We start from the raw sequence: 10,816 nt of genomic DNA, 5'->3' as shown, positions 1-10,816 counted from the left end.
CCACTTGTCCTCCTGAGGAAACGTCACGGACGGGAGCGCTGCCGGTGCGGCCCACGCAGCGGGCCCCCGTCGTCCCGGGCGCGCGCCGCCCGGCCATCCGATCACATGAGCCTTAGAACGTCTTGTGCCGTTATACGCCCAACGGCTGGGATAAACGAACGCCCCGGCAGCACAGTGGCGTGCCGCCGGGGCGTTCGGAGTACAGGCAGGCGCGGCTTAGCGCTTGCTGTACTGCGGAGCCTTGCGGGCCTTCTTCAGACCGGCCTTCTTGCGCTCGACCGCGCGGTCGTCGCGCTTGAGGAAGCCGGCCTTCTTCAGCGGGCCGCGGTTGTTGTCGACGTCCGCCTCGTTCAGCGCACGGGCGACACCGAGACGGAGCGCACCGGCCTGACCGGAGACGCCGCCACCCGCGATGCGGGCGATGACGTCGTAGCGGCCCTCGAGCTCGAGCACCTTGAAGGGCTCGTTGACTTCCTGCTGGTGCACCTTGTTCGGGAAGTAGTCCTCGAGGGTGCGACCGTTGATCTTCCACTTGCCGGTGCCCGGGACGATCCGGACGCGGGCGATGGCGTTCTTGCGGCGGCCCAGGCCGGCGGCCGGCTGGGGCTCGCCGAAGCGGGAGGCCAGGGACTCCGAGGTGTACTCGCCCTCGACGGGAACCTCGGACTCGGTGGTGTAGCTGTCGATGTCAAGCTCTTCGAGCGGCTGCTCGGCAGTGGTCTCGGCCACGATTCTCCTCAGATTCTCTTCAGTCTTAGGGGGTGGCCGGACTTACTGCGCGACCTGGGTGATCTCGAACGGCACCGGCTGCTGGGCAGCGTGCGGGTGCTGGTCGCCCGAGTAGACCTTCAGCTTGGAGAGCATCTGACGGCCCAGGGAGTTCTTGGGGAGCATGCCCTTGACGGCCTTCTCGACGGCCTTCTCGGGGTTCTTCTCGAGCAGCTCGTCGTAGCGGACGGAGCGCAGACCACCCGGGTAGCCGGAGTGGCGGTACGCCATCTTCTGGGTCCGCTTGTTGCCCGAGAGGTGCACCTTGTCGGCGTTGATGATGATGACGAAGTCACCAGCATCGACGTGGGGGGCGTAGATCGGCTTGTGCTTGCCCCGGAGGAGGGTCGCTGCGGTGGTGGCGAGACGGCCCAGGACAACGTCCTGAGCGTCAATGACGTGCCACTGGCGCGTCACATCGCCGGGCTTGGGGCTGTACGTACGCACGGTTCGTAGCCTTCGCTTCTTCAGTGAATGGTCCTGACAAGGTCACCGAAGACGATCACGACAGCCCTGACCGCACTGCGGTGACGCAAACCGCGTGCTGGTCGCTGGTCATCGGCCCGGTGGACCGGTGTAAGGGCCCGTCCCGTGAGAATGAGCAAGCCAATACACAACGAACAGGCAGAATACCCGGGTCGCGGCACCCCGGTCAAAACGGGTCCGCCGCCGCCGGGCTCCGCCGATTCGCTCCACCAGTGTAGGCCGCCCCCGGACCCCGGCCCCGCCGTGACGCCCGGCCGACGCCCCCGGCATACCGCCGGCCCGGCGCCTCCGCATCCGGCGAGGTCACCGCCCCGGCCCCCCGCCCGCACCACAACGCCGAGCCGGCGACCAACGCCGGAACCGCCCGCCGCACCGCCGGAGCGGCACTTCGGCCCGGCGGGGACACCGCTCCCGGGGCCCGCTCGCACCACAGCACCCACCCGACGGCGACCCCGGAACCACCCGCCCGTACCGCCCAGCACCGCCACATCCGGCGAAAACAGCGCCCCCGCACGCCCCGCCCGCACCACAGCACCCTGGCGAGACGCATGGCCGAAAAAAGCCGGTGGCGGGGTGGCGCAAACCCCGGGGTGAGTTGTGTCGCACTGCACTGAAAGGTCCTCTATCGCCTCCGCCGGAGGCGCACCGGCACCCTCAGCACCCCGTCTAAGATGCGCCCCATGAGTTATGGGCAGGGGGGACCCCAGTCCCAGTGGGATCCCTGGAAACCGCAGTCTCAGCAGCGCTGGAGCAGCGGCGGCAGCGATCAGACACCGGACTGGGCCGCGCTCGCGGAGGCCTCGGAGACGAGGAACAAGCGGCGCAGAGTGCTGTTCATCGGCGGCGGCGCGATAGCCACCGTGGCGGTCGGCGCTGCCGTCGCCATGGCCGTGGTCTCGGCGAACGGCGACAACAACGCCTCGGGCCGGCCGGGCAACCTGCCCGCGAGCGCCTCCATACCCAGCGACTCGGCGAACCCGGCGCCGTCCTTCGAGCCCACCAGCGCCCCGCCGCCGCTGGACCCGAAGGACTTCATATCCAGCGCCAAGAAGGACACGGCGCCGCTCAGCGCCGAGATCCTCTTCCCGGGCACCCAGCTGACCATGGGCGAGACGGTCTACAAGAAGGGTCCGACGGCCGACACCACGAAGTGCGCCTCGGCCGCGCAGGGCACCCTCCCCAAGGTCCTCACCGCCAACGGCTGCACCCGCGTGCTGCGCGTCAGCTACATAAAGGACGGCGTCGCGGTGACCGTGGGCGTCGCCGTCTTCGACACCGAGGCCCAGGCCACCAAGGCCAAGGGCCAGGCGGACAAGCAGAGCATCGTGAGGTCGCTCTCCGGCAAGGGCGTCAAGTCGTTCTGCAACTCGGCGATATGCCGCTCGACGACCAACGCCTACGGCCGCTACGCGTACTTCACGATCGCCGGTTTCACCAACGGCAAGAACGTGACGACCAAGGACACGAAGGTCTTCTCGACCGGCAACGACCTGGCCGAGTTCACCTTCCGGCAGATCCGCCGGCGCGGCGAGGCCCAGGCCTCGGCCGCGGCCAACGGATAGCCCCGGCCGTCCCCGCTCAGTCCTTCTTCAGACGCAGCCGGATCGGCACCACCGCCGACTCCAGCTGCGTCCGCAGGGTCATCTTCGAGACTCCCTGGGTCCGTTCCTCGAAGCGGATCGGGATCTCGACCGCGCTGTGCCCGGCCCGTACGGCCTTGTACTTGAGCTCGACCTGGAAGCTGTAGCCCGCGCTGTCCAGGGTGGACAGGTCCACGTCCCGCAGGGTCCGCGCCGACCACAGGTTGAAGCCCGCCGTGATGTCCCGGATCCGCGTGCCGAGCACGACGCGGGCGTAGGCATTGGCGAAGCGGGACAGCAGGACCCGGTGGACCCCCCAGTCCTCGTCCAGCGAGCCGCCGTCGACATACCGGCTGCCGATGACCAGCCCCGCCCCGGACGTCACCGCCTCGGCCAGCATCCGCGGCACCGCTTCCACCGGGTGACTGCCGTCGGCGTCCATCTGGACGACGTACTCGGCGCCCTCCTCCAGCGCGGCGCTCATGCCCGCCGTGTACGCCCGCCCCAGCCCGTCCTTCTCGGTCCGGTGCAGCACGCTCATCCGATGCCGTCCGTGGGCGTTGTACTTCTCGGCCAGCTCCTCGGCGATCCGCCCGGTGCCGTCCGGGCTGGAGTCGTCGACGATCTTCAGATGCAGGCCGTCCAGCGGCAGCCCGAGCACCGCCTCGGCCATCCGCCGCAGGTTCGCCGCCTCGTTGTACGTCGGCATCACCACGGTGACCCGAGCGTCGTTGCGGGACTCTTCCATTCCTCATCCCTCCCGATGGGGCGCGGGTCTGCCCAGCGCCCGGAACCGCCAGCCCGCCGCGGTCCAGCGGTCCGCGTCGAGCGCCCCCCGGCCGTCCACGATCCGCGGACTGCGCACCAGTGAGCCGGCCCGCTCCGGGTCGATCTCCCGGAACAGCGGCCACTCGGTCAGATGCAGGACCAGGTCGGCCCCGCGCAGCGCGTCCTCGACGGACGCCGCGTACCCGAGCAACGGGAACGCCTTGCGGGCGTTGTCCATCGCCTCGGGGTCATACACCGTGACGTCGGCTCCGTCGAGCCGCAGCCGGGCCGCCACGTTCAGCGCGGGCGAGTCCCGGACGTCGTCCGAGTCGGGTTTGAAGGCCGCGCCCAGCACGGTGACCCGCGCGCCCAGCACATCTCCTCCGCACAGCTCGCGGGCGAGTTCCACCACGCGGTCGCGGCGCCGCATGTTGATAGCGTCGACCTCGCGCAGGAGGGCCAGCGACACACCCAGTTCCCCGGCGCGATGGGCGAAGGCGCGGATGTCCTTGGGCAGGCAGCCGCCGCCGAAGCCGACCCCGGAGCGCAGGAAACGGCCGCCGATCCGGTCGTCGTACCCCAGCGCCTCGGACAGTCTCGTCACGTCCGCGCCCGCGGCCTCGCACACCTCCGCCATCGCGTTGATGAAGGAGATCTTCGTGGCGAGGAAGGCGTTCGCGGCCGTCTTCACCAGTTCGGCGGTCGGGAAGTCGGCGGTCACGGCCGGTGTCCCGGTGGCGAGAACGGGTTCGTACACCGCGCGCAGAATCGTTTCGGCACGGGTTGAGCCCACCCCGAACACCAGCCGGTCGGGCCGCAGCGTGTCCTCGACGGCGAACCCCTCCCGCAGGAACTCCGGGTTCCAGGCGACCTCCGGCACACAGGCGTCCGCGAGCCGCTGCGCCGTGCCCACCGGGACCGTGGACTTGCCGACCAGCAGCGCATCCGGCGCCGCGTGCCCGGCGATCGCCGTGAAGGCCGCGTCGACGTACGTCAGGTCCGCTCCCTCGGAGTCCCTGAGCTGTGGGGTGCCCACGCACACGAAGTGCACGTCGCCGAAGCGCCCCGCCGCCTCGTAGGAGGTGGTGAAGCGCAGCCGGCCGCTCGCCGTGTGCTTGGCGATCAGCTCGGGCAGCCCCGGCTCGTGGAAGGGCAGCCGCCCTGCCCGCAGCGCGGCGACCTTGTCGGGGTCGACGTCCACACCGAGCACCTCGTGGCCGAGTTCCGCCATGCAGGCGGCGTGGGTGGCACCGAGGTAGCCGGTGCCGATGACAGTGAGCCGCATGCCGCGCGGCCTCCTCACTACGTGTCCTCTGTACGGGCCGCTACGGCCGCTGCCTGCGCTCCAGCACCTGCACCACGACGTGGTGCAGGCGGACCGTGCGCGCGGCCTCGAACTTCTTGTCCAGCTCTGCGGCCGTCTTCTCGTCCATGCCGGTGAGCAGCGGACGGCCGTCGCTGATCGTGGAGATCAGCCACAGCCGGCCGACGCCCTTCAGACAGCGGGCCGGGCGCTTGCACTCGCTGGCGCCGTACGAGCCGTTCTGCTGCGGGGTCCACTCCATGAGCACGTCCTCGGGCGCCTTGCGGTCCCGCAGTTCGTACGCCATGGCCCGGCGCTCCGACATCCCGCCGTTGAAGACCATCCCGTCGCCGGGCTTCTCCCCCGCCGCGACGACGTTCGCCGCGGCCCGGTAGTCCGGCTCCATCGGCAGGTCCTTCTTGACGTCGCCGATCGCCGGCCAGGCGACGAAGGCGTACGCCGCCGCGACCGCGGTCACCAGCAGCCCACCGAGAACCCGCGCTCCGGCGCCCCGGCGGGCCCCCGGGTCGAGCCGCCCGGCGAGCCGGGTGACGGCGGCGGCCACCAGCAGCGTCCACGCCGGGACGGTGAAGAGGAGGTAGCGCGGGAGGAAGAGGTGGAGCTGGTCGGCGGTCAGGAAGGTGAGCACCGGCGGCAGCACCGCCCAGGCGCCCAGCAGCAGGGCGTACCGGCCGGCCAGGACCAGTCCGAGCACACCGAGGCCCATCACCAGCCCGCCCGTGGTCCACGAGCCGAACAGGTTCTCGGGGAAGTCGAGCAGGTCCCGGGCCGTGGTCGTGTTCCAGGCGATCTGGCCGCTCTGCCCGGTGCCCTGCGCGACCATCGGGAAGGTGATCGAGAGACCGAGCAGTGCCGCGCCGGCGAAGGCGTAGTGCGCGATGCGGTCGCCGCGCCGCCTGGCCAGCACCACCAGGCCCAGGTGCCCGGCGAGCACCGACAACGCGACCAGATGGCCGAAACCGGTCGCCGCCACGGCCAGCGCGTACAGCGTCCAGCCCTTGAGGCTGGGTCTGTCCAGCGCGCGCAGCAGAAGCAGCGTGGCCAGCAGCGCGAACATCGTGGCGAAGGCGTAGGGCCGGGTCTCCTGTCCGTACCGCGTGATCGCCGGGACCAGCGCGAACAGCAGACCGGCGAGCAGCCCGGTGCGCACCGCGAACATCCGCCGCCCGAGCAGCCCGACCAGACCGGCCGAGACCCCCATGGCCAGCGCCTCCGGCAGCCGCAGCACGGCCGGGGAGTCGCCGGCCACCGCGATCCACAGGTGCATGGAGGCGTAGTACGGCGTGAAGACCACGTCGATGTTGTCGATCAGCCGTCCCAGGTAGTGCCAGGACAGCGTGGACGCCCACCAGGTGGCGTGCTCGTCGCGCCACAGCTGCCGCTGCCCGAGACCGGGCAGCACACTGGTCAGCACGACCAGCGTGGGCAGCGCGAAGACGAGCAGCGCCGAGCCCTTGCCGCCGGAGCGTCGTCTGCTCGCCCGGTGGCCGCCGGTCTCCGCGGAGGCCGGTGCCGTCTGTGTGTCCGTCGTCGTCGTCATCGCTTCACCCAGATCCGGTACGGCGCCTGACCGGCGTCCTCGTCGGACGGCCTGAGCACGGCCAGCAGCCGGTAGTGCTCGGCCCCGCGCAGTTGCTCGGGCACGGCTGCGGCCCGCAGCACGATCGCGTCGTACGAGCCCTTCTTGACGGCGGCCGCGAGGGCCGTACCCCGCGGTGCCCGGTGCCACTGGCCGGGTTCGGTCTGTGCGCGGAGGTAGTACGCGGAGATCTCCGGCTCGTCGGTCAGATAACTGCCCTCGGCGTCGGCCACCTGGCGCAGCGCGCCGATCATCCCGGCCGAGTCCGGCGGCCGGTACAGGTCGCGGGTCTGCGCCATGCCGACGACCAGCGCGGCGACGCAGATCATGATGCCGATCTGCGGGTACCGGAAGTGGGCACCCATCATCCGTGAGACCCCCAGGCCCGCCATCGGCACCGCGAAGAGCAGGCCGAAGCCGAGGTGGATGTGGAGCGAGCTGCCGTTGCCGAGCCAGGCCTGATAGAGCGGGGCGAGCAGGGCGGTGGCGCACATCGTCAGGCCCAGGGCCGACCTGCGGACCGTGCCCGGGGCCTCGCCCTCGGCCCACGGCATCTCGCCCATGCGGGCCCGCCGGGCGTAACCGACGGCGCCGATCACGGCGACCAGCAGCACGAGCCCGCCCCACTCGGCGCTGTCCTTCAGCAGGCCCGCCGCGCCCTCCGTACCGTGTGCGTTCCAGCCTCGCGGCATGCCGTGCAGCGTCGCGCCCGCGAAGCACAGGGCTCCGGTGGCCACGGCGAACAGCGCGCCGCGCGCGAGCGCACCGGCGCCGCGGAAGCGGTAGGCGGTCAGCACGGCGAGCACAGTCAGCGTCGGCAGATACAGCGCGGCCGAGTACGCGGCGAACGGCGCCAGCGCGGCGAAGGGTGCCGCGAGCAGCACGGCCGCCGGGCCGGCCTGCCGGGTCTTGGCCAGCAGCCACAGGGCCGCCGCGAGCAGGAACAGCGACAGGGAGTGCAGGGAGGCGTAGCGGCCGGTGAAGGCGGTCGACTCGAGCACGGAGTACATGGCGGCGGCCGCGAGACCGGCGCGCGGGTTGAACAGCAGCCGGGTCGCGCCGAACACCAGGGCCGTCGCTCCCAGGGCCCAGACCAGGCTCAGTGCCCGGGCCCCGGCGAGACCGGTGCCGGCCAGCACGCCCGACACGGGCCCGTCGGACAGCAGGAACTTCGCCTCCTGCGCGAAGGCGCTCCCGTCGAGCCGGTAGGACAGCCCGGCCTGCACCAGCAGGATCAGCAGCAGCGCGCCGCGGCTGATCCACGCCGAGCGGCTGTTGTCCACCGACCAGGCCGACACCGGGACGTCGGGCAGCACATAGCCGGGCTCGGGCTCGGGCTCCGGCTCGGGGTCGAGGACGGTGTAGTGCGGGACGTAGTAGTCGGCCTCCGGGTCCTCGGGGTCGGCGGCGTAGGAGACGCGGGGGTCGTACGTCTGCTGCTGACCGCCGCCGTAGTAGTGCTCGTCGTAGTACTGCTGGGCGCCGTAGTACGGCGGGTACTGCTGCCGGCCCTGCCCGTAGGGGGGCGTGCTCATGAACGCGGCACCTCGAATCCGAAGGCGTCGTCCGCGATGAGGCGCTTGAACTCGGCCAGGGCGAGCGGGCTGCTCTGGATGCGCCAGTCAGCCCGTTTGGGGATGTTGAACCACAGGAAGCCGATGACGTCGTCGTCCTGCTCGACGCCCTTGAGCAGTCCGCGCACATCGGCGCGCCGCCGCTCCCCCGGCTCCGCCGAGGTCTCGCTGATCAGCACCGGCTTGTCGGTGAACGCGGCCACCTGGCGCCGGGTCGGCCCGTAGAGGGCGTCGAAGGTGTGGGCGCCGGTCGTGGTCCAGTAGCCGACGATGCCGACCCAGTCGACGTAGGCGTCACCGGGCCAGTACGGCTTCAGCTTCACGGAGGGCACCGGGTTGACGACGTTGGGGCTCCAGACCCAGATCACGTTGGTGGCGCCGACGTCCTGGAAGAGGTCGTGGATGTGCCGCCAGGCCTTCACGAAGGTCGCGGCGGTGGTGTCCTTGGTCCCCCACGGGTACCAGTGACCGTTCATCTCGTGCCCGAAGCTGATCGCGACGGGGACGTTCGTCTCGCGGACGCTCTTCGCGTACTTCTTGATGTACGAGTCCTGCGACCCGTCGGCGATCTTGTCGAGCCCCGGCTCGAACGGCTCCCAGGACACGTACAGCAGCCCGCCGTCGTCGAACACGTTCTGCGCGCCCTGTGCGTTGAAGCCGTCGCCCCAGGAGGAGTAGGAGCCGACCATGTTCGGCTGCTTGCCGACGGTCCTCGCGAAGGCGTCCACGGGCTTCGTCGAGCTGGGCGCGCCTTCGACGGCTACCCCGAAGTACTCCTTCTTCGGGTGCAGCAGCGGCTTGACGTCGTACGGCAGCCGCTGCCCGGCCGTCGCGGAGGCGGACGGCTCACGGGCGGCGTCGGCGGCCGGGTCGCCGGAGCCCCCGAACAGGCCGCAGCCGGAGGCTGCCGTCGCGGTCAGCAGGGCCACGGCGAGGGGGCGGAGAAATCTTCGGATCATGCTGCGTCACCTGCGAGGGCACGATGTTCCCTGGGCTGGATCAGCGCGCGGGCCACGACCAGCGCATAGAACAGCCCGGAGGACAGGACGAGGGCGAAGTCCGGCGGGAAGCCGGTGAACAGCCGGTACACGGCGGCGCCGACCCAGACCGCGGCGGTGCCGCCGCCCCAGATCCACAGCCCCAGCCAGAAGCGCCGGGTCTTGTTCTTCTTGGCACCCTTGGAGCCGGTCGGCTGCCAGCCCATCCGCTGCTTGCGCAGGATGTCCCAGATGGCGAAGACGTGCGCCCAGCCGTACATCATCCGCGCCGACCAGGCCTCCAGCCGGTAGGGCGCCTTGTGCCACATCGGGAAGATCACGGTGGTGTAGAGGATGCTGGGCAGCACCCACACCAGATGCCTGACCTGGAGCATCTCGGGGCTGGTCAGCAGCAGCACGATGGGCACGAGCGGCGCGAAGAAGGTGAACAGCGCCGTGTGGATGTAGTAGAAGAAGCCGGACATGTAGCAGAGGCGGCTGGAGAAACGTATCTGCGCGTCCCAGAACTTCTTGCTGCCGAGCAGCGACATGGAGCCCGAGCACCAGCGGTACTGCTGGTTGAAGAAGGCCCCGGCGGTGTCCGGGCACACGCCCGTCGACAGCGCGACCGGCACGTACTTCAGGTCCCAGCCGAGCCCGCGCAGATCGAATCCGGTGTGCACGTCCTCGGAGTGCTCGATGAGGGTCGTACCGCCGTTGGTCTCCAGGGCCGCCCGCCGGTAGATGGCGCAGGAACCCACGCAGATCGCCCCGTCGCTGTTCTGCCGGGAGACCTGCACGGACCGGTAGAACAGCTCCTGGACCGCGCCCGCGCCCCGCTCGATCCAGTTCTGCGAGTCGAGGACCCGGAAGTACTGCGGGGACTGCACGATGCCGATGCGCTCGTCCGCCTCCATGTACGGCAACAGCTCCTCCAGGAGGTCGGAGCGCGGCGTGAAGTCGGCGTCGAGGATGAGGACGTACTTGCCGTCGGACTGGTCGAACCCGAAGTGCAGATTGCCGGCCTTCTTGAACCAGCCGCGGTTCTCCCGGACCCCGTAGCGGAAGCCGAAGTCGCGGGCCATCGCCTCCAGCTCGGGGCTGGCACCGTCGTCGAGCACGAAGGGCACGCACGTGCCCGGGTACCGGTCGGCCAGCTGCCGCACATGGGTCCAGGTGTTGTGCAGCACCTCGATCGGCTCCCCGCACACGGGCAGGAAGACATCGACGCTCGGATAGACCTCGGGCCGCCAGCCGCGCACCAGCCGCTGATGGTGGTCGAAGTCGAAGTCCCTGGTGAAGCCGTTGACGCGCAGCGAGACCAGGTAGTAGACGACCGTGAAGAACAGCGGCGGCGCAAAGATCCAGGTGAGTGGCGAAGCCTTGGCGAGTGCGACCTGGCTGACGGTCAGACAGCCGAAGCTGACGATCGACGCCAGCGTCAGCACCCACAGGCGCCGCTTCACGTACGAGTACTTCTCCGCATGCGAAGGAGGCGCGGGCAGCAGCCCGAGCGGTACCCGCTCGGAACCGCCACGACGTCCTCCGTGCCGTGCGGCCCTGCGCCCCCCAGCGCCGGCCGCGTCGGACATGCGGGCAGAGTCAATGGACGACATTCCTACCCTCCGGGCCGGACGGCCCGTGTTACCCCCACCCAAAAACGACCCCGCATCGAACACGGGGCCGTGTGGAGAAAGAGTAATCGAGAGGTAAGAAAGACGTAAGGCGCGACAAGGGCCTTACGCCCGGTAAGTCCAGAT

9 protein-coding genes are annotated in these 10,816 nt (G+C 70.4%); 1 reads left to right on the top strand and 8 read right to left on the bottom strand.

Annotated elements, in window-relative coordinates; all coding sequences use genetic code 11:
• Positions 1–216: 216 nt before the first annotated feature.
• Complete coding sequence (gene rpsI / locus ACFW2E_RS08410; RefSeq protein WP_103812805.1) at positions 217–729, bottom strand: 30S ribosomal protein S9; 513 nt, start codon at positions 727–729, stop codon at positions 217–219.
• A gap of 42 nt (positions 730–771) precedes the next feature.
• Entirely contained in the window at positions 772–1,215 is a 444-nt protein-coding gene (gene rplM / locus ACFW2E_RS08405) for a 50S ribosomal protein L13 (protein WP_055715789.1), read from the bottom strand.
• A 719-nt stretch (positions 1,216–1,934) separates the two neighbouring features.
• Between rplM and ACFW2E_RS08400 the strand changes: the two genes are divergently transcribed.
• Positions 1,935–2,816 (top strand): hypothetical protein, encoded by an 882-nt coding sequence (locus tag ACFW2E_RS08400; RefSeq protein ID WP_384463268.1) that lies wholly within the window; start codon positions 1,935–1,937, stop codon positions 2,814–2,816.
• A 16-nt stretch (positions 2,817–2,832) separates the two neighbouring features.
• Here ACFW2E_RS08400 and ACFW2E_RS08395 read toward each other — a convergent pair whose 3' ends face one another.
• From ACFW2E_RS08395 to ACFW2E_RS08370, 6 genes are read right to left on the bottom strand one after another with little or no spacing between them, the layout of a single operon-like run.
• Positions 2,833–3,582 carry a polyprenol monophosphomannose synthase gene (locus tag ACFW2E_RS08395; protein ID WP_384463265.1) on the bottom strand — a complete coding sequence of 250 codons (750 nt, stop codon included), beginning with the start codon at positions 3,580–3,582 and terminating at the stop codon, positions 2,833–2,835.
• 3 nt (positions 3,583–3,585) lie between these two features.
• Positions 3,586–4,887: a UDP-glucose dehydrogenase family protein gene (locus ACFW2E_RS08390; protein WP_384463262.1), complete on the bottom strand. Its 1,302-nt coding sequence runs from the start codon at positions 4,885–4,887 to the stop codon at positions 3,586–3,588.
• Between the two features lie 40 nt (positions 4,888–4,927).
• Entirely contained in the window at positions 4,928–6,466 is a 1,539-nt protein-coding gene (locus tag ACFW2E_RS08385) for a glycosyltransferase family 39 protein (protein ID WP_384463259.1), read from the bottom strand.
• Positions 6,463–8,040 carry a hypothetical protein gene (locus tag ACFW2E_RS08380; RefSeq protein ID WP_384463256.1) on the bottom strand — a complete coding sequence of 526 codons (1,578 nt, stop codon included), beginning with the start codon at positions 8,038–8,040 and terminating at the stop codon, positions 6,463–6,465. Before ACFW2E_RS08380 ends, ACFW2E_RS08385 begins: the two co-directional genes overlap by 4 nt.
• Positions 8,037–9,038, bottom strand: a complete 1,002-nt coding sequence (locus tag ACFW2E_RS08375) for a glycoside hydrolase family 26 protein (protein WP_384463254.1) — start codon at positions 9,036–9,038, stop codon at positions 8,037–8,039. Before ACFW2E_RS08375 ends, ACFW2E_RS08380 begins: the two co-directional genes overlap by 4 nt.
• Positions 9,035–10,648, bottom strand: coding sequence for a glycosyltransferase family 2 protein (locus tag ACFW2E_RS08370; protein WP_384463251.1), 1,614 nt, complete (start codon positions 10,646–10,648; stop codon positions 9,035–9,037). The genes ACFW2E_RS08375 and ACFW2E_RS08370 overlap by 4 nt, the downstream gene beginning before the upstream one ends.
• Positions 10,649–10,816 lie beyond the last annotated feature (168 nt).

It is taken from the genome of Streptomyces sp. NPDC058964 (assembly GCF_042741275.1).
Taxonomy (GTDB): domain Bacteria; phylum Actinomycetota; class Actinomycetes; order Streptomycetales; family Streptomycetaceae; genus Streptomyces.
Note: the sequence above shows the minus strand (reverse complement) of the source record. Positions and strands in the feature narration are given on the sequence as shown.